Source organism: Desulfobacter sp., from assembly GCA_028768545.1.
In the GTDB taxonomy this organism is placed as follows: domain Bacteria; phylum Desulfobacterota; class Desulfobacteria; order Desulfobacterales; family Desulfobacteraceae; genus Desulfobacter.
Map to the genome: position 1 here is coordinate 1,938,858 of CP054838.1, position 23,439 is coordinate 1,962,296.

20 protein-coding genes and 3 pseudogenes are annotated in these 23,439 nt (G+C 46.8%); 7 read left to right on the top strand and 16 right to left on the bottom strand.

All coding sequences use genetic code 11. The features are described from left to right. Positions 1 to 34: 34 nt before the first annotated feature. The 9 genes from HUN05_09320 to thrS all read right to left on the bottom strand — a co-directional run bounded on the left by HUN05_09320 (position 35) and on the right by thrS (position 9,296). A complete protein-coding gene (locus HUN05_09320; protein ID WDP85307.1) occupies positions 35 to 775 on the bottom strand; it encodes a cytidylate kinase-like family protein in 741 nt (246 codons plus the stop codon). Positions 776 to 1,328: 553 nt separating this feature from the next. Continuing rightward, positions 1,329 to 1,934, bottom strand: coding sequence for an arylesterase (locus HUN05_09325; GenBank protein ID WDP85308.1), 606 nt, complete (start codon positions 1,932 to 1,934; stop codon positions 1,329 to 1,331). A 261-nt stretch (positions 1,935 to 2,195) separates the two neighbouring features. Beyond that, positions 2,196 to 3,407, bottom strand: a complete 1,212-nt coding sequence (locus tag HUN05_09330) for an IS256 family transposase (GenBank protein ID WDP85309.1) — start codon at positions 3,405 to 3,407, stop codon at positions 2,196 to 2,198. A gap of 212 nt (positions 3,408 to 3,619) precedes the next feature. Beyond that, a complete protein-coding gene (locus HUN05_09335) occupies positions 3,620 to 4,576 on the bottom strand; it encodes a hypothetical protein (GenBank protein WDP85310.1) in 957 nt (318 codons plus the stop codon). Positions 4,577 to 5,001: 425 nt separating this feature from the next. After that, positions 5,002 to 5,307 carry a DUF5320 domain-containing protein gene (locus HUN05_09340; GenBank protein WDP85311.1) on the bottom strand — a complete coding sequence of 102 codons (306 nt, stop codon included), beginning with the start codon at positions 5,305 to 5,307 and terminating at the stop codon, positions 5,002 to 5,004. 29 nt (positions 5,308 to 5,336) lie between these two features. Beyond that, positions 5,337 to 5,669 (bottom strand): DUF134 domain-containing protein, encoded by a 333-nt coding sequence (locus HUN05_09345; protein WDP85312.1) that lies wholly within the window; start codon positions 5,667 to 5,669, stop codon positions 5,337 to 5,339. Between the two features lie 234 nt (positions 5,670 to 5,903). Further along, positions 5,904 to 6,974 (bottom strand): class I SAM-dependent methyltransferase, encoded by a 1,071-nt coding sequence (locus HUN05_09350; protein WDP85313.1) that lies wholly within the window; start codon positions 6,972 to 6,974, stop codon positions 5,904 to 5,906. Further along, on the bottom strand, positions 6,971 to 7,402 hold the full coding sequence (gene vanZ, locus HUN05_09355; GenBank protein ID WDP85314.1) for a VanZ family protein: 432 nt from the start codon (positions 7,400 to 7,402) through the stop codon (positions 6,971 to 6,973). Before vanZ ends, HUN05_09350 begins: the two co-directional genes overlap by 4 nt. Further along, positions 7,386 to 9,296, bottom strand: a complete 1,911-nt coding sequence (gene thrS, locus HUN05_09360) for a threonine--tRNA ligase (protein ID WDP85315.1) — start codon at positions 9,294 to 9,296, stop codon at positions 7,386 to 7,388. The genes vanZ and thrS overlap by 17 nt, the downstream gene beginning before the upstream one ends. 101 nt (positions 9,297 to 9,397) lie before the next feature. Between thrS and HUN05_09365 the strand changes: the two genes are divergently transcribed. The 4 genes from HUN05_09365 to HUN05_09380 all read left to right on the top strand — a co-directional run bounded on the left by HUN05_09365 (position 9,398) and on the right by HUN05_09380 (position 12,946). After that, positions 9,398 to 10,528 carry a ribonuclease D gene (locus tag HUN05_09365; protein WDP85316.1) on the top strand — a complete coding sequence of 377 codons (1,131 nt, stop codon included), beginning with the start codon at positions 9,398 to 9,400 and terminating at the stop codon, positions 10,526 to 10,528. 32 nt (positions 10,529 to 10,560) lie between these two features. Continuing rightward, positions 10,561 to 11,412: a diaminopimelate epimerase gene (locus HUN05_09370; GenBank protein ID WDP85317.1), complete on the top strand. Its 852-nt coding sequence runs from the start codon at positions 10,561 to 10,563 to the stop codon at positions 11,410 to 11,412. Positions 11,413 to 11,613: 201 nt separating this feature from the next. Next, positions 11,614 to 12,252 (top strand): hypothetical protein, encoded by a 639-nt coding sequence (locus tag HUN05_09375; protein WDP85318.1) that lies wholly within the window; start codon positions 11,614 to 11,616, stop codon positions 12,250 to 12,252. Between the two features lie 175 nt (positions 12,253 to 12,427). After that, entirely contained in the window at positions 12,428 to 12,946 is a 519-nt protein-coding gene (locus HUN05_09380) for a transposase (protein ID WDP85319.1), read from the top strand. Between the two features lie 7 nt (positions 12,947 to 12,953). Here the strand turns inward: HUN05_09380 and HUN05_09385 are convergent, their stop codons facing one another. Then, the gene (locus HUN05_09385) at positions 12,954 to 14,165 is read right to left on the bottom strand and encodes an IS256 family transposase (GenBank protein ID WDP85320.1); all 1,212 of its coding nucleotides are present in this window, start codon (positions 14,163 to 14,165) and stop codon (positions 12,954 to 12,956) included. 72 nt (positions 14,166 to 14,237) lie between these two features. Between HUN05_09385 and HUN05_09390 the strand changes: the two are divergent. After that, positions 14,238 to 15,098: pseudogene (locus HUN05_09390) on the top strand (IS256 family transposase). Positions 15,099 to 15,105: 7 nt separating this feature from the next. Here HUN05_09390 and HUN05_09395 read toward each other — a convergent pair. The 3 genes and pseudogenes from HUN05_09395 to HUN05_09405 all read right to left on the bottom strand — a co-directional run bounded on the left by HUN05_09395 (position 15,106) and on the right by HUN05_09405 (position 17,907). Continuing rightward, a pseudogene (locus HUN05_09395) lies at positions 15,106 to 16,005 on the bottom strand (4Fe-4S dicluster domain-containing protein). Further along, on the bottom strand, positions 16,005 to 16,703 hold the full coding sequence (locus HUN05_09400; protein ID WDP85321.1) for a hydrogenase iron-sulfur subunit: 699 nt from the start codon (positions 16,701 to 16,703) through the stop codon (positions 16,005 to 16,007). Before HUN05_09400 ends, HUN05_09395 begins: the two are co-directional and overlap by 1 nt. Continuing rightward, on the bottom strand, positions 16,657 to 17,907 hold the full coding sequence (locus HUN05_09405) for a hypothetical protein (GenBank protein WDP85322.1): 1,251 nt from the start codon (positions 17,905 to 17,907) through the stop codon (positions 16,657 to 16,659). The genes HUN05_09400 and HUN05_09405 overlap by 47 nt, the downstream gene beginning before the upstream one ends. Positions 17,908 to 17,997: 90 nt before the next feature. Between HUN05_09405 and HUN05_09410 the strand changes: the two genes are divergently transcribed. Both HUN05_09410 and HUN05_09415 read left to right on the top strand, forming a co-directional pair. Next, positions 17,998 to 19,167: an IS4 family transposase gene (locus HUN05_09410; protein WDP88002.1), complete on the top strand. Its 1,170-nt coding sequence runs from the start codon at positions 17,998 to 18,000 to the stop codon at positions 19,165 to 19,167. 200 nt (positions 19,168 to 19,367) lie between these two features. After that, positions 19,368 to 20,582, top strand: a pseudogene (locus HUN05_09415) (ISL3 family transposase). On the opposite strand, the gene HUN05_09420 reads toward HUN05_09415, so the two are convergent. The 3 genes from HUN05_09420 to HUN05_09430 all read right to left on the bottom strand — a co-directional run bounded on the left by HUN05_09420 (position 20,530) and on the right by HUN05_09430 (position 23,397). Next, positions 20,530 to 21,138: an FAD-dependent oxidoreductase gene (locus HUN05_09420; protein WDP85323.1), complete on the bottom strand. Its 609-nt coding sequence runs from the start codon at positions 21,136 to 21,138 to the stop codon at positions 20,530 to 20,532. The pseudogene HUN05_09415 and the gene HUN05_09420 overlap by 53 nt on opposite strands. A 150-nt stretch (positions 21,139 to 21,288) precedes the next feature. Then, positions 21,289 to 22,149, bottom strand: a complete 861-nt coding sequence (locus tag HUN05_09425) for a rhomboid family intramembrane serine protease (protein WDP85324.1) — start codon at positions 22,147 to 22,149, stop codon at positions 21,289 to 21,291. A gap of 33 nt (positions 22,150 to 22,182) precedes the next feature. After that, positions 22,183 to 23,397, bottom strand: a complete 1,215-nt coding sequence (locus HUN05_09430) for an ISL3 family transposase (protein WDP85325.1) — start codon at positions 23,395 to 23,397, stop codon at positions 22,183 to 22,185. Positions 23,398 to 23,439 lie beyond the last annotated feature (42 nt).

A 23,439-nucleotide genomic window follows, 5' to 3' on the forward strand; every position in this document is an offset into this window, starting at 1 on the left:
GAAACTAAAAAATACCCGGGAGTCAGCCGCCCGATTATTCAGGGTTGAATTTTTGTTCAAACGCACAGGCAATAATTCTGGTGGCTTGGCGTGCGTCCCTGATATGGTCCCGGCTGATGACAAGATCAAAGTCTTTTGGGTCATTGCCCTCTGTATTAAAAACGCTTTTAAAATATTGTTTCTGCTCTTTGTCCAGAACTTTGAGCTGATTTTCAGCCTCAGTGCGGGAAACATTGATAATGCGTGCCAGCCGATCGATCCTGTAGTCTGTACCCGAGACCAGGCTCACGGCCAACACCCTTTTCCGGGGAAGAATCAGGTGGGTGCCCCGGCCCACGAAGATGGTGGGTTCCGTACCGGCCAGGACGGTAACGGTTCTGGCCAGCTGCCTGGCATAATCGCTTTTTAAAAATGTTTTTTCACTGATCAGCATGGAAAATAATTCACTCATTTTCCCTGGATATCGCTCGTCAAAAAAGGCAATGGCCTTTTCAGACAGGTTTTTTTCCTTGGCCATATATTCCAGAATTTCCCGGTCAACCACCCGGTAAGGCAGGGCTTTGGACAGATAATCTGCTATTTTCAGGGCACCGACCCCGATCTGCCTTGAAAAACAGATGCAGGGGAAGATATCTTGATCTTGTTTTACCGGTATGTCAGGGGTTGATCGGTTATCCCACTTTTTGATATTGGCATCTGCCCAGGCCGCCGCACTCAGTCTTTTTTTACCATAGGCGCCGGGTTTATACTTGGTGTTTAATCTGTCATTGGTCATGAGTGGTTTCCTTTTTAATGGGAGATCCTTGGTTTTTTGTCTTTTGTTGACGACAAAGACAAATTAAAAGGAAAATTTAAAGGGAGTTAATTTTTTTTGCCCTTTTATCCTTTTGGCTTATACCCGTAATCATCAATCATCAAGAGCAATAACAATGCCAGGGCAAAGGAGGTCTTTTTTTTAAAAAAAAAACCTGTAAACCCTTTTTATTCAGGGGGAAAAAGGAAAACCGTTGAAAAATCAATTGAGGTTAAAGTTCAGGGGTATGTCCATTTTTCTTTCACCTTGTAAATGATTTTTTACAGCCTTGGCCTGGTTTTTATTTGTGAAAATGAGTTTGGACAAGCCGGGCCAGGCGGGTGAACCTCTGTGGGCCTGAACGGGTGCTTATAGGTCGTGTCCCTATAATTTTTTGCCCGTGGGGTTTTTAACCCCTATCCCGCATATTTCATGACAATTTGTTTCCTTGGGATTATTTTGCCAAGCCATTATAAGTTTTTGTATTTAAAGATATTTTGATCCGGATTTTTTAAATGGTCATGAAATATGCGGCCTATTGGAGATAAGGCCTTAGGGCCTGGTGAAAATGGCGGGCCATGATGGTGTAGCCTTGGCTGTTGGGATGGATGGGGTCACTCATAAGGCCGGGGGTGCCCATGATGCCGTCCAGAACGTTGGGGATTAGAACCGCGCCTGTTCGTTGGGCAAGATCCTGGTAGCCCCGGGCAAAGCCCCGGCCGTAAAAGGGGATGTCTATCCCGCCGAGGATCACCAGTGCTCCGCTCTCCTGGAGGGTGAGGATCAGGGTTTCAAGGTTGTTAAAGGCGGTTGATTTACTGACCCTGTTTTTAAGATCATTCCCTCCCAGGGTGATTATGACGATTTTGGGATCAAGTTCAAGGATTTGATCAATGCGTTCAAGGGCCTGGGCCGTGGTCTCCCCGGGAACTCCCGCGTTGATGATCTCCATCCCTGTTAAAGCAGACAGCTGGGCAGGGTAATCTATGCCCAAAGATGCGCCTGTCCCGTAGGTGAGACTGTCTCCGAAGCAGACAATACTCTCTCCTTTGGGATTCGTGTTTCTGATTTCAGAAGAAGAGGAGAATAAAAATATTAAAAGGACTGTCCCAAGGGCTGCCAAGATTAAAATTTTTTTCATGGTTAAATATTGTGAACATTCACAAGGCATTTGTCAATATGGGGGAGGGGGTGGACTCGGATAAATTATGTATGATTCTTGGGGTCTGGAGGGAATGTTCAGAATTCTGTGTCACGGTTTCGGTTCCCGGATCTGCCTCAGCGCCAGCGGAAGTAAAAGTCAGGTCCGAGAATGGGCCTTCAATCAGCCACGTCGGAGGAGTTGACTTTTGCTGGAGTGGAGTTCCTGGAACCATCTTTTCCATCTGTAAATAAATCCCTATCAAATTCCCAGCTCTTTATCCAGCCGGCCTTCAAAGAAAATTGCCAACTGGGAAATTGTCAGTGACCAATTTTGAATCGGCATTGTCCATTTTTTACTGGCGTTCTGGATCCCCATGTAAAGCAGCTTTAACAGGCTGTCCTGGTTCGGGAATGATCCCTTTGTTTTGGTCAGTTTTCGAAACTGTCGATGCACAGCCTCAATGGTATTTGTGGTGTATATTATCCGTCGAATCTCTTCTGGATATTTAAAGAAATGACTGAGGCGTTCCCAGTTGTTCCGCCAGGATTTTATCACAATCGGGTATTTGTCATTCCATTTATTTTCCAAGATATCCAGTTCTTCTTCGGCCAGATCCTTATTGACCGCTTTATAAACACGTTTTAGATCTGCCATAAATTCCTTTTTATTTTTGGAACCAACGTATTTCAATGAATTTCGGATCTGGTGGACTACGCAGAGTTGAACTTCTGTGTCCGGGAATATGGTCTCAATGGCCTCGGGAAAACCTTTTAGACCATCAACACAGGCAATCAGGATATCTTTTACCCCTCGGTTTGAAAGGTCTGTTAACACCTGCAGCCAGAAGTTCGCACCCTCATTCTCGGATATGTACAGCCCAAGAACCTCTTTACGGCCCTCGATATTCACCCCAAGAATTGTGTAAACGGCTTTGCTGCCGACCTTTCCGTTTTCTCGTACTTTATAATGTATGGCATCAAGCCATACGATTGGGTACACATTTTCCAACGGCCTGGCCTGCCATTCTTTGACGGTATGGATGATTTTATCGGTAATGGTGCTCAGAGTGGCATTTGAAATCTCAAGTCCATAGATTTCCTGTAAATGGGAAGCCATATCATTATAACTCATGCCCAGGCCGTAAAGGGCTATTATCTTTCTTTCAATTTCATCGCTGAGCGTTGTCTGATGTTTTTTGACGATCTGTGGAGAGAAGGTTCCGGCCCTGTCACGCGGGGTTTCCAGCTCAAATTTACCATCCAGGGATTTAATGGTCTTTTTGCTTTTTCCATTACGGCGGTTGGCAGAAACTTCCTGCCCGAGATGGGACTCCAACTCTCCTTCAAGATCAGCTTCAGCAAGATTTTTGATTAATGATGTAAGGACGCCGCCCTTACCTGTGAAGGGTTTACCTTCCTGGATGCCTTTAAGGGCTTTTTGAAAATCAAATTCGGTGTTTTCTTCGGTCATGTCAGTTCTCCTTATTTAGCTGAGTATATCAGCTTTCATTCAACTGACACAGAATTTTGAACGCCCTTGGTCTGGAAATTAGATGCGGGTTGGTGGCCGTTTAGGCCTTTAAAAAAAGGACGGTTTTTCAACCGCCCTTTTTGAGTTTTAGGACTTTGTCATCGTTATGCCCTTTACCCGATTAGAAGTTGATTTGCCATTTGGCGCCAAAATTAGGTGGTGTCTCCTTGTTCTGCTCCCAAATTGTCCTGTTTTTCATCCCGCTTACCAATTTCAGGAACCAGATACACTCCCGGGGCCAGTGTGATCTTGCTCTGGAGATAATAGTGCGCGGCTTCGTCGTCCTGGGATCCGTCCAGTTCTCCTTTGATATAGCCGTAACCTGCTTCAAACTTGAACATATCGTTTAGTTTGTAACCACCCACCAGAACATAACCGATATTATCATTGTCCTGAACACTGCTGCCGGTAATTGTGGGGTCTATGTCCACATTGGTTTTGAATCCATAGGTCCCCAGGTTCTGGCCGGTAAAGGCAGAGGCCTTAAGATAGGCCGGGCCAAAGGAACCTTGGGCACCCACACCCAGAACATAGGCGTCAATATCGTGGGTGTCATCCACCTCATAGGAATTATACCCGCCTAAAATCTTTAAGGACATGTTGTCAAATTTAAAGGTGTAAGAGGCTTCCACTTTAGGGATTGTAACTTCTGTGCTGGTTCCGGTGAGTTTATCCGTTTTAGGTTCAATTGCGGCGATTTTGAAATCCCCAAAAGTCAGCTGGAGCATGGATTTACGGCTGGCCGAAATGGTGTCATACCCTTCGAGGGCAGCGCCGTCGTCAAAAACAGAGGATGAGTATCCCGTGTAAATGGGGGTATAGGTTTGGCCGATCAATAGTTTACCCGGGCCAAAGTTCCCTTCACCCCAGAGCTGCCTGAGGTTGGCGGTACCGTTTTTTGTACCGTATTCAAAACGGGCCTTCAAATCATCGCTGACAGTGACCTTTGCCCCGATTCTGGCATTGGACTGCTGACCCCATACCGTGTTTTTAGTGCTGGTGCCGCTGCCCTTGTCCTCATCAACTGACATTGTTTCAAGCCTTGCGCTGCCGTAGAAATTCCAGCTGCTGGCCTGGGCCGTTGTGACCATGGTCAGTGCTGCTAACACAAGGATTACGCCTTTTACTCATTCATTCATCTTTTTTCTCCTTTGGTTATAAAACGTTTTTCGGCCTTCCACCTTTTATGGAAACGCCGGAGGATTCAGTGGGCATCACATCGTTGTGAATAACCCTCTGGACTCGATGGATATTGGCCTTTTATTGTTTTGATACAATAAGGTTTATGTGTGGGGGGTACATGGATTAAGTTAGACGCGATGAAAATGATTTATACCTGTTCTTATTTTTTGGGGAACGGATATTGTTTTATCAGGATGTGTCTTTTATGAATAGAGGGATACCCGGTAGGAAAATAGATCCCGTGCCGGGCATTTTGGAAGGTTTCTATGAAAGTCTTGGGAAAACCGATATGAACTTTCATTGTTCGTTGTGCGGCAAACCAGAGTGAAAAATCAGATCTGCCACATGGCCGTTATTGGTTTTCAGACATGGCGTTTAACTGGGCTTTAATGGCTTTGAGTTCCTCTTCCAGAGTTTTGGCCCTCGCCTCCAATGAGGTCTCGGCAAACTGAGCCTGGCCCTGACCGAGCCCCGGGCCAAACCCTCTGCCGAGTCCCCGGCCGCAGCCTCTTTTACCCCCTCGACCGCCTTGGAATCCCTGGCCTGCAAATCCGCCTCGGGCAAATCCCTGGCCTGCGCCCTGGTTCTGGCATACGCCCTGGCCCCGTCCGGTCATGGGTCCTTGTCCTTGTGGTCCTCTCTGGTTTAATCCTGGCATGGTATTTCCTCCTTTTTTAGGATGGGTGTTTATTTTCCCCGGCCCCTTCTGCATCTTCCCCGGCCATGGCCCCTGGTTCTGATCTGATAGCTTCCCCCGCTGACCTTGAGGCTGAGTCCTTCTACAATGGCTTTTGCCACCGAGGCTCTTCCCTGTTTGAGTATCCGCCCGACAGTCTGCCGGGAAACACCCATCACTTGGGCGGCGCCACTCTGGTCCATTCCTTGGTAGTCTATGAGGCGGATGGCTTCAAATTCTTCCAGAGAAAGGGTGACTTCTCCGTTGGACCTCTGCTGTTCAGGGCCAAAGGTGTCAACATCCGGTCTTGCCATGATCCGTCTTAATCGTTTGGGTCTGGGCATTGAATCTCCTATTATGATCATTTGACCATAATATAAATATGATAAATCCCGGTGTCAAGAAAATAATGATCAAATGACCAAAATAAAAAGGGAGTTTGCCTGGGATAAAAACAGTCCGGCTTAAATTTTAATCAGAATGCCGGCGGAAAAAGGCCTGGGCCTGATCGTCGGCCAGGCTGCCCAAGCTGGCGGGTCCTGCACAATATCCGGTATGAAAAAAGGGGGGGGCAGGCCTTAAACCCTGCACAGGAAATGGAGGTTAAACGGGTCGTTGGGAATCTCTTCTTGGGTCACCCGGGAGAATCCGGCCCTGGTCAGCAGATCCATGGCCTTTTGCCGGCCCCACATCATGCCAAGCCCCTGGCCCTTGTCGTTAAGTCCTATGGGCATGCAGTGCATCAGGCTGACCGTGTAGAGAAAAGGTGCCATGGGATGGTCTTTATTTTCCTGGATTTCTGACTGGGCCTTGATGTCGATCATGGAAAAGCGTCCCTCCGGCTTGAGCATGTATCGGATTCCGGCCAGGACCTGCAGGGGATGGGACTGGTCATGGACGGCATCAAAGGCGCAGATATAATCAAAATAATGTTCAAGGGATTTGTTTTGATGAACCGTTGCCGCATCCTGGAGGATGAAGCTGGCATTGGAAATGCCAAGGGCGTTGGCAGATTTTTTTGCCTGGTCAATGGCCCTGTCATGGTTGTCAATGCCGACAAATTCAGAGTTTGGAAATGCCTGGGCCATGAGGTTGAGGGCCACGCCCTGGCCGCAGCCAATATCACAGGCCCGTATTCCTGATTCAAGATTTTTGACCAGGCGGCCCTGGTCCACGGAAGGTAAAAAATCCTTGATCAGAACCTGGCCGTGTTTGGCATTGGACAGTTCTGCCATAAAGGATTGAAATCTGGGGTATTTTGAAAATGGCACCCCCTTTCCCACAGCAAAATCTTGTTGAACCTCATCCATGGCAATGGCGGTGAGCAAAGGAATCTCCTGGGTATATACCCCAAGATTGTTGTTGCCGGCCCGCCGGCACAGCAGGTCACCATGGGCTTTGGGCAGAGAAAACAATTGCTCGCCCTGTTTTTTTTCAAGCTCAACAATCTCCCCGCAGACCATGATGGAGAGCCATTCTTTAAGATATCGGCTATGAAGCCCCGAAATTTTGGCAAGTTCATCCAGGGTCAGGGCTTTTTGGGCCCCATCCATGAGATCAAAAATCTTTAAGGCATAGCCCATGCCAAGGGCCAGGTTAAGGGAACCATGGTTGAGGATTTCAACCAGTTTATCTGAAAAAGCTGTCATGACAGATCCGTTTTTAAAGGCCTTGTAAACAGGCCTGCCCCGGCCAGGCTTCCTGTAAAATCTGCTAACCAGTCCCCCACACCTGCAACCCTGCCCGGTACAAAGGCCTGGTGGATCTCGTCAGATAAGCCGAAAAGGGCGCCAAATCCTGCCGCCCAAAGAAAAAGGCTTTTTTTATTTAGCCGTGGCATTTCCGTTTTCAGTGCCCTGGCCGCTAAATAGGCCAGGAGCCCGTAAATCATCAAATGGATGATTTTGTCCTGGTGGTCAAACAAGACCTTTGTTTCAACACTTGGAAAAGAGGACATGAAAAAAATAATAAGGCTCAGGCCCAGGACAGGCAGCCAGTATAAAACCAGCCGCCCGGCAAAAGAGATTTTGGGCCCCCCGAATTTGGGGCATGATCCCGGGTTAGAGGACAATTTCATCTAATTCTCTGTTTCTGATATGGGCGCTGACCGTGGAGAGAAAATCCTCGTGGTCCATGCCCATTTTGACCTTGCCGTCCAGGGTCCTTACAGACAAGACATTCCCCTTTTTTTCCTTGTCCCCGATGGTGATGATCAAGGGGATATAATTGAGCTGGGCTTCCCTGATTTTCTTTTTCAAGGTCTCACTGCGGGCATCCACCTCGCACCGGATTTTGTGGGCCTCAAGCAGGTCTTTTACCTCCTGGGCATATCCTGCCAGATCCTGGTTAATGGGCAGCAGAACCGCCTGTACCGAAGCCAGCCATAGAGGAAATTTACCTGCAAAATGTTCCACTAAAATGCCGAAAAATCGTTCCATGGATCCGTAGATCACCCGGTGAATCATGATGGGCCGGTGTTTTTCATTGTCCTGGCCCTTGTAGCTTAAATCAAAGCGCTCGGGCAGGGCCATGTCCAGCTGGATTGTGCCGCATTGCCAGGTCCTTCCCAGGGCATCCTTGATATGGATATCGATTTTGGGACCGTAAAAGGCCCCGTCTCCCTCATTGATCACATAGTCCTGACCGTACTCTTCCAGGGCGGCTTTAAGTCCGTTGGTGGCCTCTTCCCATTTTTCGTCGCTGCCAATGGATTTTTTAGGCCGGGTGGACAATTCCAGGTGAAAGGTCAAACCGAATCGTTTGTAGATCCGTTCTGCCAGCCGGAGCACCCCTAGTACCTCTTGTCCGATCTGATCCGGGGTCATGAAGATGTGGGCATCATCCTGGTGAAAGGCCCTGACCCTGAACAGGCCTGACAGGGCGCCTGAAAGTTCGTGGCGGTGAACCAGTCCCACTTCTCCTGCCCGTACGGGAAGATCTCTGTAGGAATAGGCCTTGGTCTTGTAGAGAATCATTCCCCCGGGGCAGTTCATGGGTTTGATGGCATATTCTTCATCATCAATCACTGAGGTATACATGTTTTCCCTGTAATTGTCCCAGTGGCCGCTTTGCTCCCAGAGTTTCCGGTTGAGCATGACCGGGGTTTTGGTTTCAACATAACCGTCTTTTTTGTGCTCTTCCCGCCAATAGTCCAAAAGGGTGTTCCACATGTCAATGCCCTTGGCATGGAAAAAGGGCATGCCTGCGGCCTCGTCATGGAAGGAGTATAGATCCAGCCGGGTCCCAAGTTTCCTGTGGTCCCTTTTCTGGGCCTCTTCTATCATGTGCAGGTATTTATTGAGTTTCTTTTTGTCAAAAAAGGAGATGCCGTAAATGCGCTGGAGCTGTTCTCTTTCCTGGTCTGCCCGCCAGTATGCCCCTGAGATCTTCAGCAGTTTCACCCCTTTGATCATTCCGGTGTGGGGGATGTGGGGACCCCGGCACAGATCCACAAATTTACCGTTTTTGTACAGGGAAATCTCCTGGTCAACAAGTTCATTGATTAGCTCAAGCTTAAAGGGATTATCCTTGAACAATTCCAAGGCCTCTTGTTTTGAGACCACGCTCCGTTCAAAGTTTGCCTTGGCCTTGATGATTTTTTTCATCTCCGCTTCAATCTTTCCCAGTTCATCTTCGGAAATAGGGGCCATGTCAATATCATAGTAGAATCCGTCTTCCACCACAGGCCCGATGGTGAGCTTGGCATCGGGATAGAGGTTGAGGACGGCTTCGGCCATGACATGGGCCGAAGAGTGGCGTAAAATATCCAAGCCCTCTTCATCGTTGGCCGTGACAAAGCTGATGGCAGCATCCTTTTCAATGATCTGCCCCAGGTCAAGGAGCTGATCATCAATTTTCATGGCCACGCAGTTTCTTGCAAATCCTTCGGAAATGCTTTTGGCCACATCCAGGCCCGTGAAGGGATTGTCAAAATGTTTTACGGCATTATCCGGAAATGTGATTTGAGTCATTATTTATTTTCCCAATCTTGATTAACCATTGAATTTAGATCTAATTAAATATAAAAATAAGAATTTTAAAAGAAGTGATGTAAACAATCAAGGGAAAACTAGTGGATTATCAGTTTATTACCTCGGATGAGGCGTTAGAATCAATTTGTCGGGACCTGGACCTGGAAAAAATAATTGCCGTGGACCTGGAAGCAGACTCCATGCACAGTTTTACTGAAAAAATTTGTCTGATCCAGATTGCAGCAGGTCCAAGAGCCTTTTTAGTGGACCCTTTTGAGATTTCTGATTTTTCACCCTTTTCCCGGGTTCTTGAAAATCCAAATATTGTCAAGGTCTTTCACGGATCGGATTTTGATGTCCGCAGCCTGGACCGGGAACTGGGCGTTGAAATTAAAAATTTATTTGATACGGAAATTGCCTGCCGCTTTCTCAATGTCAAGGAACGGGGGCTGGGTGCCCTGCTCAAGGATCATTTTAATGTGCATGTGGATAAACGCTTCCAAAAGGTGGACTGGTCCAAAAGGCCTTTAAAAGAGGATATGATTGCCTATTCCGTAGGGGATGTGGCCAACCTGGTTGAACTCCACGACAGGCTCAGATCAAGGCTTGAAGACATGGGAAGACTTGCCTGGGCCCAGGAAGAGTTTGAGGCCCAGGCAAAGGTGTGTTATGAATCCAACCATCAATTGCCCTTGTTCAAACGGTTCAAGGGGGCAGGCAAACTCAACAACAGAACCCTGGCTGTTCTGGAAAATCTGCTTCTGGCCCGCCTGGACATGGCCGGAAAAAAGGATCTGCCTTTGTTTAAAATCATTTCCAGCCAGTCCATCATGACCATGGCCGTTGAACAGCCAAAGGACATCAAAACGATTTTGAACCTCAAGGCCCTGAGCAAAAAGCAGGCATCCATGTACGGGGAGGCCTGTGTTCATGCGATTAAAGAAGGACTTGCCCTTGCCCACAAGGATCTGCCCTCATACCCCAGAACCCCCACGCCCCGAAAAACCCCCAAGGTGATGGAGCGGATCAAGCAGTTGAAAAAAATGCGGGAAAAATATTCTGTTTCCGTGGGCATGGAACCCGGGTTTTTGATCAACAATAATTTAATTACCACCCTGGCCCTGGCCAATCCAGATGAAGAAAAGGATTTGTTTGGGATTGAGGGCATGAGAAAATGGCAGGTTCAGGCCCTGGGAGATGCCATTACCAAGACCCTGAGTCGCTGCCCCTGATGATAAAGATCAATGAAGGAGAGAAAATAGCCATGGAAATTGAGTTTTGGAAAATGGAAGGTCTGGGCAACGACTTTATCATGATGGATGACCGGGATGAGAAGATCATGGGGCAGATATCCTATTCAGATCTGGCCATCCGCCTTTGCGACCGGCATTTCGGCATCGGCGGGGACGGGATTATCCTGGCAAAGCATTCTGATACCCATGATATCCGGTTTGTGATCATCAATTCCGACGGCACCGAACCCCAGATGTGCGGCAACGGCATGCGCTGTTTTGCCAAGTACCTCTATGAAACAGGGATTCTGGTCAAAGAAGAGATCCGGGTTGAGACCCTGGCCGGCACAGTCATACCCAGGGTGAAAATCGATTCTAAAGATCAGGTTGTCTCTGTCCGGGTGGACATGGGAACCCCTGAACTTTCTCCTCTTAAAATTCCCTTTGTCTGTGACAAAAAAAAGGCGGTTGAAGAAAGACTTGAGACCCAAGAGGGGAACGTATCGGTCACCTGCGTGTCCATGGGCAATCCCCATGCCGTGATCTTTGTGGATGATTTAAACCGGATCAATGTTAAAAAACAGGGTATTGCCGTGGAAACCCATGAGCGGTTTCCGGAAAAGACCAATGTTGAATTTATCCAGGTCCTCTCCGACAATGAGCTGGACATGAAGGTTTGGGAGCGGGGGGCCGGCATCACCCTTGCCTGCGGCACCGGGGCCTGCGCCAGCCTTGTCGCGGCCCATCTCACCGGCAGAACCGGGGATCATGCCCTTGTCCACCTGGCCGGAGGGGATCTTGAGATCCATTGGGACAGAAAAACAGGTCATCTTTTTAAGACCGGCCCTGCCTGCCTGGCCTTTGAGGGACGGATCAGGATTTAAGCAGGATTTTTTTGTCTGGGATCCGGTTCGCAAGATGACTCTGATCAGGCCAGAGCCTTCCTGACATTGCAAGTTGTACTTAAGAAGGGGGCAATTCAATCTGATGGAAAAAAGAGATCAAGGCGATGTGTAAAGTGATTTTATAAAGTATCCATCATGGGAAATGACAAGTAAATTATCAACTTCAAAAGGAAAATTATAATGGAATTCACCGGGCGTGAATTGCAAAAATTAAGAACAAGATGCAATAAGCTAGCTGATGGTCCTGATTATCGAGTTGATGATTATGTCTTAAACTTATTAATCACTGTTTTAGATTTTCAAATGAATAGTGATGTTGTTGACGCTGCTATACATTATTTTGAAGATAATCATGGTTTCAAAACACATAAAAAAATGAAACAGATTTTGTCTGGTTTTTCTAACACTAAAAAAGGGAATTTAGCGCTTGCCAATTTTCTTTGGAATAATAGACATTGGACAAGGGCGAAGTTTTTACGAAAATTATTAGCCGCTTTTGAAGAGAGGGGCATAAAAGGACAAAAAAGTTTACAAAGATGGTTTAAAGATGCTGACTTTGAACGTGATGTAAAAGGACAATTCAAAACCAAAGAACACAGTATTGGTCCTGCATTGTTTCATTGGTTAAGGCTTCGTCTTGGTTTTTCCAATACAATTAAAGCTGACGTACACATTATGAACTTTGTTGCGGATGCAATAGGTCGAAAGATATCTCAAAAAGAGGCTTTTGAAGGGTTGTTAAAAGTTGCAGAACAAACCAGGAGAAATGCTGCGCTGCTAGATGCGGCCATTTGGCATTATCAAAAAGAAAACGGTTAACCCGGTATCATCCTCCCCTCAGCAGTGGCCGAAAATAACCTTTAACAGCAAAATCAATGTTGTGGTTTAAAAATTTAAACTTAAAGCGTTTAGGGGCTGTTTTTAAAGAGGGCGTTCAAAATTCTGTGTCAGTTGAATGAAAGCTGATATACTCAGCTAAATAAGGAGAACTGACATGACCGAAGAAAACACCGAATTTGATTTTCAAAAAGCCCTTAAAGGCATCCAGGAAGGTAAACCCTTCACAGGTAAGGGCGGCGTCCTTACATCATTAATCAAAAATCTTGCTGAAGCTGCTCTTGAAGGAGAGTTGGAGTCCCATCTCGGGCAGGAAGTTTCTGCCAACCGCCGTAATGGAAAAAGCAAAAAGACCATTAAATCCCTGGATGGTAAATTTGAGCTAAAAACCCCGCGTGACAGGGCCGGAACCTTCTCTCCACAGACCGTCAAAAAACATCAGACAACGCTCAGCGATGAAATTGAAAGAAAGATAATAGCCCTTTACGGCCTGGGCATGAGTTATAATGATAGGGAATGTTCAGAATTCTGTGTCACGGTTTCGGTTCCCGGATCTGTCTCGGCGCCAGCGGAAGTAAAAGCCAGGTCCGAGAATGGGCCTTCAATCTGCCACGTCGGAGGAGTTGGCTTTTGCTGGAGCGGAGTTCCTGGAACCATCTTTTCCATCTGTAAATAAATCCCTATCAAATTCCCAGCTCTTTATCCAGCCGGCCTTCAAAGAAAATTGCCAACTGGGAAATTGTCAGTGACCAGTTTTGAACCGGCATTGTCCATTTCTTACTGGCGTTCTGGATCCCCATGTAAAGCAGCTTTAACAGGCTGTCCTGGTTAGGAAACGATCCCTTTGTTTTGGTCAGTTTTCGAAACTGTCGATGCACAGCCTCAATGGTATTTGTGGTGTATATTATCCGTCGGATCTCTTCTGGATATTTAAAGAAATGACTGAGGCGCTCCCAGTTGTTCCGCCAGGATTTTATCACAATCGGGTATTTGTCATTCCATTTATTTTCCAAGATATCCAGTTCTTCTTCGGCCAGATCCTTATTGACCGCTTTATAAACACGTTTTAGATCTGCCATAAATTCCTTTTTATTTTTGGAACCAACGTATTTCAATGAATTTCGGATCTGGTGGACTACGCAGAGTTGAACTTCTGTGTCCGGGAATATGGTCTCAATGGCCTCGGGAAAACCTTTTAGACCATCAACACAGGCAATCAGGATATCTTTTACCCCTCGGTTTGAAAGGTCTGTTAACACCTGCAGCCAGAAGTTCGCACCCTCATTCTCGGATATGTACAGCCCAAGAACCTCTTTGCGGCCCTCGATATTCACCCCAAGAATTGTGTAAACGGCTTTGCTGCCGACCTTTCCGTTTTCTCGTACTTTATAATGTATGGCATCAAGCCATACGATTGGGTACACATTTTCCAACGGCCTGGCCTGCCATTCTTTAACGGTATGAATAATTTTATCGGTAATAGCGCTAAGGGTGGCATTTGAAATCTCAAGTCCATAGATTTCCTGTAAATGGGCAGCCATGTCATTATAGCTCATGCCCAGGCCGTAAAGGGCTATTATCTTTCTTTCAATTTCATCGCTGAGCGTTGTTTGGTGTTTTTTGACGATTTGTGGAGAGAAGGTTCCGTTCCGATCACGCGGGGTTTTTAGCTCAAATTTACCATCCAGGGACTTAATGGTCTTTCTGCTTTTTCCATTACGGCGGTTGGCAGAAATTTCCTGTCCGAGATGGGACTCCAACTCTCCTTCAAGAGCAGCTTCCGCAAGATTTTTGATTAATGATGTAAGGACGCCGCCCTTACCTGTGAAGGGTTTACCTTCCTGAATACCTTTAAGAGCTTTTTGAAAATCAAATTCGGTGTTGTCTTCGGTCATGTCAGTTCTCCTTATTTAGCTGAGTATATCAGCTTTGATTCAACTGACACAGAATTTTGAACGCCCTCTAATGATATGGCTTCCCATTTACAGGAAATCTATGGACTTGAGATTTCAAATGCCACTCTGAGCACCATTACCGATAAAATCATCCATACCGTCAAAGAATGGCAGGCCAGGCCGTTGGAAAATGTGTACCCAATCGTATGGCTTGATGCCATACATTATAAAGTACGAGAAAACGGAAAGGTCGGCAGCAAGGCCGTTTACACAATTCTTGGGGTGAATATCGAGGGCCGCAAAGAGGTTCTTGGGCTGTACATATCCGAGAATGAGGGTGCGAACTTCTGGCTGCAGGTGTTAACAGACCTTTCAAACCGAGGGGTAAAAGATATCCTGATTGCCTGTGTTGATGGTCTAAAAGGTTTTCCCGAGGCCATTGAGACCATATTCCCGGACACAGAAGTTCAAGTCTGCGTAGTCCACCAGATCCGAAATTCATTGAAATACGTTGGTTCCAAAAATAAAAAGGAATTTATGGCAGATCTAAAACGTGTTTATAAAGCGGTCAATAAGGATCTGGCCGAAGAAGAACTGGATATCTTGGAAAATAAATGGAATGACAAATACCCGATTGTGATAAAATCCTGGCGGAACAACTGGGAACGCCTCAGTCATTTCTTTAAATATCCAGAAGAGATTCGACGGATAATATACACCACAAATACCATTGAGGCTGTGCATCGACAGTTTCGAAAACTGACCAAAACAAAGGGATCATTCCCGAACCAGGACAGCCTGTTAAAGCTGCTTTACATGGGGATCCAGAACGCCAGTAAAAAATGGACAATGCCGATTCAAAATTGGTCACTGACAATTTCCCAGTTGGCAATTTTCTTTGAAGGCCGGCTGGATAAAGAGCTGGGAATTTGATAGGGATTTATTTACAGATGGAAAAGATGGTTCCAGGAACTCCACTCCAGCAAAAATCAACTCCTCCGACGTGGCTGATTGAAGGCCCATTCTCGGACCTGACTTTTACTTCCGCTGGCGCTGAGGCAGATCCGGGAACCGAAACCGTGACACAGAATTCTGAACATTCCCTGAGCACATGGTACCCATGGCCGCATTCGCTCAGAACCAGGGTTTTTATCCCTAATTTTTCAGCCGGTTCCACCACCATCAAGGCCATGCGGCGGGCAATCTCATCATTGCCAGCAAAATATCCTCAATTGGTTACATCTGTGTGAAAACAGGACATGGTCCAGCTTTCTTTTGTGGCGTAGAACAATTTTGCCATGGCCGTCAAATGGAGCAAATTGATGCCAAGCTCCCTGGGATTGGGCAGGTAAAGAAAGGTGGCCCCTGCTTGATCATAGGGAATCTGGGCTTTTTCATCTTCCATTTCATCTGAAAATTCTTCAGAGACCCATTCAATCGTCTCTATGAATTCCTCCCGGGTCAGGCCGTTGACATCCCCCTTGTCCAGCCTGTTTTGAATGCCCTTTTGAATATCTTCAGGCATGATGCTTTGTGCTGCGGCAAGGCTTCTGGCCTTGCACACCACCACATCCATGTCAATGCCCATGGGGCAGGTTTCAGTGCAGCGGTTACAGACCAGGCAGTCCCAGAGCATCCCGGATTGAATCAATTGCCGGTCAAGGCCCAGACCCGCCATTCGGACCATCTGCCTGGGCATGGGGCCGCCAGGGCCGTCAAACCAGGTGCACCTTGAACTGCAGGCACCGCAGGTCAGGCATTCCGATATATTGCCCCCGATCCTTGGGGGTGAAAAGAGCTGTGCCAGTTCTGAGTTTGTATCGACCTTTAACCGGTTCATCATGGTCTCCTCATCCGTGGGTTTGATTTTTTTGAAAGAATCCGGGCAAAGGTTTGGGGCTCCGTGGCTGAGATGGGCTGCCAGGCCACCTTGTCCTTGGGTATGCCCGGCATGGACAACACAGATTCAACAATTTTGCGGGCAAGATCACTGCCCTGTCCGGACTGGCAGTTGCCCTTGTGGCACCCCATGACCATGACCTTGTCCGCCCCTTTGACCAGGGCTTTGAGAATTAAGTCCTGACTGATCCTGCAGGCACAGGGAATGGGCACAAGGGCGATGTTGCGGGGTAGGGGGCCTGCGGCCAGGACGGCTGAGCGCCTGCAGGCAAAAACAAGGGATTTTCCTTTTGGGGCCGGTGTTGTGAGATCTTCATTGGTCATGCCCGAAGCTGTGATGGCCTGGGCCGGACAATTGGACACGCAGGCCTGGCAGGCAAAACAGGCATGATCCGAGATTCGGGGGGGATGGTCCTGGTTTAGCGCCACAGCCCTGTGGGAGCAGACCCGATAGCAGGTCAGGCATCGGGCATAGGCGGTTTCATCGATAAAGACCCTGTCTTTTGAGGGCCCCAGCGGATTGACAGGGCTGGTTTCCAGGTCTGCCAGTATGGCTTGGATTTCAAAGGCCAGGTCTTCACGATCAATGTCGTCATGGCCGGTGCCTGATATTGGCCTCCTGGAGAAAATTTTCTTCATCCAGGACCAGTTTTAAAAGATCTGCCAGTTCAGGGAAGTCTTGAGAGGCGCAGCGGGTGTCGGGCACCACAAGGGTCTGGGCATAAAGTTCAATTTTAATTCCCGGCAGGGTGGATTCGTTGATAATAAATTTAACGCCCCGGCCCTTGGGCCGTATGTTCAGATCTGTCTGGCGCTTGTAACGGAAAAACCCGATCCCGGCTTTTTTGGCCTGGTCGTAAACCTGCTGGCCTGTGGGGCCGTGGACCCGGATATGGTTCATGAGAATATCCACCTGACAGCCTTGGCTTTGGGCGGTCAATGCCGCAGCAAGCGCCTGTCCTGCCTGGTCTTTTGATTCAGGTCCAAAGTAGTCCAGAAGAATGAGGATTTTGTCAGGGACAGGGAGGGAAGAAGACGGTTCCTTTTTGTTTATCATCCGGATAAAGGTGCCAAGGTCCATGGCCGAGGGAAAATGGGAGGTGTTTGATCTGCTTTCGGCCTGGGCCGCTGCAATGATGGCCCCGCAGGTCAGACGGTTTTTTTTACCCTTAAGATCATAGGAAATAAAAAAATGGCCCAGGCTGCCTTCAATGGAAAAAATCCTGGCCTGGCTCAGGTCCTTTACCCCGGGTGCAGGGCCGGGGCCGTCTGCGAAAAACAAAGCGGGATAGCCATTTTCTTCCAGGGTTTTGGCGATGAGAACTGCCTGGGCGCCCTTGCCCATGACGGCAATATCCATTTTGGGATTTTTTTTAAGGCCCAGGTCTTTGATGATCTTTGCCCCGGCAATTTTCCCCTCCTGAATGGCGGTTGTGATATTTTTGGAGCCCTTGGCACATCCGGCCACATAAATATCCGGGCCCATACCGGCCTGGGGGGTATTGAAAAATCCCCATTTGTTGGGGGTAAGGTCTAAAAGACCGGCAATGTCGGCGGTTTCAGGGGCCGGGATCATGCCCACGGACAAGATTACCATATCAAAACTTTGGGATTGGCATGACCCGGTCTCGGAATTTTCAACGATCATGGTCAGGCCTGAGTCCCTTTCTAAAATTTCACCCGGCACCCCCTGGATGAGGTGAACGTTGCCGGGCAGTCGGGCGGCATTTTTCCGGGCTTCTTTGCCCATGATCTGGAGGTCCATGTAAAACAGGCTGATATCTGCACCGGGAATCAGATGAGCCCAGTAGTGTCCGGTTAGGTTGTTGCATATAAAAAGCATCTAAAATCATTGAAAAAACAGTCTGTTTTGTGTTGACAAATGTGCGTAAAAATTTTTGTGTGCCTTGAAAATTTAACTCAAGGAGCTCAAATGACGCACATCTCAGTCCCTAAAAAACAACTACGGTCCCTGAACTTTGACAATTTCAGGTGCCCTCTGATAAAGTCACTTTCAAAAGCACCGGAATTACAATCTCGAGGAGACCGCCCTTTAAAAATGACATTCGAAGACCAGATAAATGCTTTGGTTTATTTCCATCTTCAGGAGCACAAGTCTGCCCGACATTTAATTCAGGATCTCAAGGAGAATGTTTTTGCTAAAGAAAATATTGCGCCAGACGGTGGTATCAGCCGTAGTAGTTTCTGTGAAGCCATCAATCACAGGGGACTCGAACAACTGCAATTTATCTTTGAGGATCTTTATAAACAGGCTCTTGAGTGTCATCCGGGTGAACACGCCGAGTTAGGAGAGTTGGTTTCCATTGACGGTAGTCTCATAAATGCAGTCCTTTCAATGCACTGGGCGAACTACAGAAAAGGAAGTAAAAAAGCCAAAGTACATTGCGGATTTGACATTAATCACGGAATCCCAAACAAAATCTTTTTGACTGAAGGCAACGGCGCTGAACGCACCTTTGTTCCCAAAATAGTTTCCAAGGGGCAAACAGGTGTTATGGATCGTGGATATCAATCCCATAAAGAATTTGACCTGCTTCAGGAGCAAGGCAAACATTTTGTCTGCCGTATAAAAACCAGGACAACAAGAACAATTATTGATAACCACGAGACCCCTTCCGACAGCTACATTTTTTATGATGCACTGGTTAAACTTGGTACTCCGAATCAAAACCAGACGAAAAGGCCTGTTCGGGTTGTTGGCTATAAAATTGCTGGCGTCAAATACTATGTGGCAACTGACAGGCATGATTTAACAGCGGAACAAATAGCAACAATTTATAAACTCCGGTGGACCATTGAGGATTTTTTCAAATGGTGGAAAGAACATCTGAAGGTATATCATCTCATTGCTCGCAGTGAATACGGCCTTATGGTTCAGATTCTTGGCGGCCTTATCACTTACCTGTTACTGGCAATCCATTGCCAAAAACAGTTTAATGAAAAGGTCACGATCAAAAGAGTTCGGCAGCTGCGAACCGCCATTCTAAATGACCTGTTTGGCTGCGAGGAGCAGGGCTCTCATAGTTCAAACAGGGACAATATTGTCAAAGATCAAAAAATTATTGAGCAAGCAAAAACCTAACCGGACATCACTGAGATGAGCCAGTTTATTTGCCTGGCGCATGGATATTTTGGGTTCATCAGAAAATCGCGTACCTGGACTGAGAAACATCACTGGGAAGGCAATAACACAGTAAGGATTTTTATGCTTGAAATGATGGTGTGAACATGATCATGTTCTAATTTTTTTGTGTTATTTGCACAAAATCGGAGAATGAATTAATGTCCACAAGCTTCATATACCATGCCTTTGGCCTTCGTGACTACTTTTATAAAACAACGCGTTTCATCGGTGGAATAATCACTTTTGAACTCATACCAAAACCGGAGGCGGTAAAATGCCCGGAATGTAATTCCAGGTCCGTCACCAGGAAAGGGATTGTGACAAGAGATCTCAGAACAATACCGGTAGGTTCAAAACCCGTGATTCTCAGGACGGCTATCCAGAGAATTTGGTGTTCGTTCTGTCAATTTGTCCGGCAAATCAAACTATCCTTTGCCCAGGAGGGGAAAAGCTATACCCGGGCTTTTGAACGGTATGTCTTGGAGTTGTCTCAGTTCATGACAATCAAAGATATTGCCATCCATTTAAGGATCAGCTGGGATACGATAAAGCAGATCCAGAAAGAAGACCTGCTGAGGCGTTATCGAAATATCCCCCTTGAGAAAGTCCGGCAGATTGCCATAGATGAAATTTCCATAGGGAAAGGGCATAAATACTTGACCATCGTGATGGATCTGGAATCCGGTAGAATTCTGCACGTGGGAGAAGGAAAAGGTGGTGAAGCTTTGAAATCTTTTTGGACAAAAGTGAAAATATCGAAAGCAAAAATCAAAGCCGTCAGCATCGATATGTCCCCGGCATACTTGAGTGCTGTTATTGAAAATCTTTCTGGTTCAGCAATTGTCTTTGACAGATTTCATGTTGTTAAATTGTTCAATGAGAAACTGTCGGATTTCAGGCGAAAGCTCTACAACCTTCTTGCCAATACCGGGCAACAAAAACTTCTGAAGGGAGTCCGGTGGCTTTTGTTAAAAAATCCCGAAAACCTCAGTGATGACAAGAAGGAGGCCCAACGGTTAGAAGAAGCATTGAAAATAAATCAGCCGCTATTGGTAGTCTACTATATGAAAGAGGAACTCAGGCAAATATGGAATTAAAAGAAAAAAGAAACAGCTGAAAAGATAGTCAGCAATTGGATCAATCTGGCCAATATTTCCAAAATTCCAATGTTGATGAAATTTGCCAAGACCTTGGCTGTGCAAAGGCAAAGAATCCTTTCATACTATGATTACAGGATATCTACAGGTCCTTTAGAAGGGACAAATAACAAGATAAAAACCATGAAACGGAAAGCTTATGGATACAGGGATTCGGAGTTTTTCAGGTTGAAACTTTTGGACCTTCACAATAAAAGGTACGCATTAATCGGATGAACCATATTTTGCAGCAGACCTGGGAGCAATAATCCCGGTTCTCTTGTTTATTTCTGGATCCTACGCATTGGAGAAAGGCAATTTTGGGCGATTTCCCTAGAAGGGTTGTTATTTTTTCTTCTCGAATCAGGGTGTTGAGGCGGGCTGTGGTGACCACATTTTTCTGGGTCTGGGTGTGAAAGGATGAAATACGATCCGGGTCAAAGGGGGAAAATCCTGTGGCGATAAGGGTTTTAACAGGGGTCAGGGTGGTGCCGTTAGAGAGCGTGGCTGTGGTTTTCCTCTTTTTTTGATTGACGGCAACAAGAGCGGTGTTGAGATGCAGGGTGATATTGGGGGTTGTTTTGATTTGGGCTGCCATTTCAGAGGCCAGGCAGGCCCCGCAGTTCTGGCAGGTCTGGGTGGCCAGACAGGCCCAGGAGGCGGCATGACCGCCCAGGTCTTTTTCCTTTTCAACCAGATGGATCCCAAGGTTTTGGTGCTTTAGGGCAAGGGCTGCGGACATGCCGGCAACACCGCCGCCGAGTATCAGAATGTCTGGACAGATCTCTTTCATAGATCTCCTCCATTTGCTGATCGTGGGTTATTGTCTGTTCAGGGCTGATAGGGAGTCGCGTACAAAATTTCTATCATAATATTTAAAGGACGAAAAGAGATTTATAAGGTATTGAAAATAAGGATTTTATCCAGATATAGACAAATTAATCTAAATCCCCTGGCAGACGGCCGCAAAAATAATGATGATTACCAGGGCCAGGCAGATTCTTTCAATCATGGGGCTGGACAGGATATTGAACAAGGGGAAAAACAAGAGGCCAATGACCGTGCCCGATACAAACCCGAAAAAATGGGCAGCCAGATCTGTATTTTCTCCCTGGCTGAACATGGCCATGAGTGTGGCGCCGGCAGCCAGGGGGAAGAGGCCTTTAACGCTTGGCCATTGCCTCTGAGATCTGTTTTTTTTGATGAGCTGCCGGGCGGTGAGCAGTCCTGCCGCTGCCATGACAATGGTGGAGGCCCCGATGGAAAGCCGGGCAGTATCCCCAAAGCCGGCTGAAATCAGGTTCCCGGTGGTGGCTGCCAAGAGAAGCACAAAGGGGCCGGACCCGTACCCGGTCAGCCTGATCAGGGGGCCTGCAAAGATCAAAAGCCCGGCCAGATTTCCCAGAAGGTGTTCAAGGTCGACATGGAGAAAAAGGGCGGTGATGGCCCTGAAGGTTTCTCCCTGACCCAGAAAATAAGAAGAGGCGCCGAATTTGAACACCATAAAATCGTGGATTCCTGCTCTTGTGGTGGCGATGTGGACAAGGGTGATACTTCCCATGATGAAAAAAAGGGTCCGGGAAAAAAAAGAAGGGCTGGGCGGGGGAGGCTCTTTTTTAAACTGGATGGCGTTTTCTCGTTCATACCGGGCCAGGTGGGCCATGGCCTTGGGGTATTGGGATGAGGGCACGTGGATCTGGTATGTTTTGTTTTTTTCAATCCGGGTTTCAATGGACTGGGATGCCAGGATCACCAGGATTAAATCGGCTGTTTTCGGGTCAGTCCCTTGAAAAACACGTTTCATTTTTATCGTTTTTGGTGCATAAATATTTAGGGTTCATCCGATTAATGCGTACCTTTTATTGTGAAGGTCCAAAAGTTTCAACCTGAAAAACTCCGAATCCCTGTATTCATAAGCTTTCCGTTTCATGGTTTTTATCTTGTTATTTGTCCCTTCTAAAGGACCTGTAGATATCCTGTAATCATAGTATGAAAGGATTCTTTGCCTGTGCACAGCCAAGGTCTTGGCAAATTTCATCAACATTGGAATTTTGGAAATATTGGCCAGATTGATCCAATTGCTGACTATCTTTTCAGCTGTTTCTTTTTTCTTTTGATTCCATATTTGCCTGAGTTCCTCTTTCATGTAGTAGACTGCCAATAGCGGCTGATTTATTTTCAATGCTTCTTCTAACCGTTGGGCCTCCTTCTTGTCATCACTGAGGTTTTCGGGATTTTTTAACAAAAGCCACCGGACTCCCTTCAGAAGTTTTTGTTGCCCGGTATTGGCAAGAAGGTTGTAGAGCTTTCGCCTGAAATCCGACAGTTTCTCATTGAACAATTTAACAACATGAAATCTGTCAAAGACAATTGCTGAACCAGAAAGATTTTCAATAACAGCACTCAAGTATGCCGGGGACATATCGATGCTGACGGCTTTGATTTTTGCTTTCGATATTTTCACTTTTGTCCAAAAAGATTTCAAAGCTTCACCACCTTTTCCTTCTCCCACGTGCAGAATTCTACCGGATTCCAGATCCATCACGATGGTCAAGTATTTATGCCCTTTCCCTATGGAAATTTCATCTATGGCAATCTGCCGGACTTTCTCAAGGGGGATATTTCGATAACGCCTCAGCAGGTCTTCTTTCTGGATCTGCTTTATCGTATCCCAGCTGATCCTTAAATGGATGGCAATATCTTTGATTGTCATGAACTGAGACAACTCCAAGACATACCGTTCAAAAGCCCGGGTATAGCTTTTCCCCTCCTGGGCAAAGGATAGTTTGATTTGCCGGACAAATTGACAGAACGGACACCAAATTCTCTGGATAGCCGTCCTGAGAATCACGGGTTTTGAACCTACCGGTATTGTTCTGAGATCTCTTGTCACAATCCCTTTCCTGGTGACGGACCTGGAATTACATTCCGGGCATTTTACCGCCTCCGGTTTTGGTATGAGTTCAAAAGTGATTATTCCACCGATGAAACGCGTTGTTTTATAAAAGTAGTCACGAAGGCCAAAGGCATGGTATATGAAGCTTGTGGACATTAATTCATTCTCCGATTTTGTGCGAATAACACAAAAAAATTA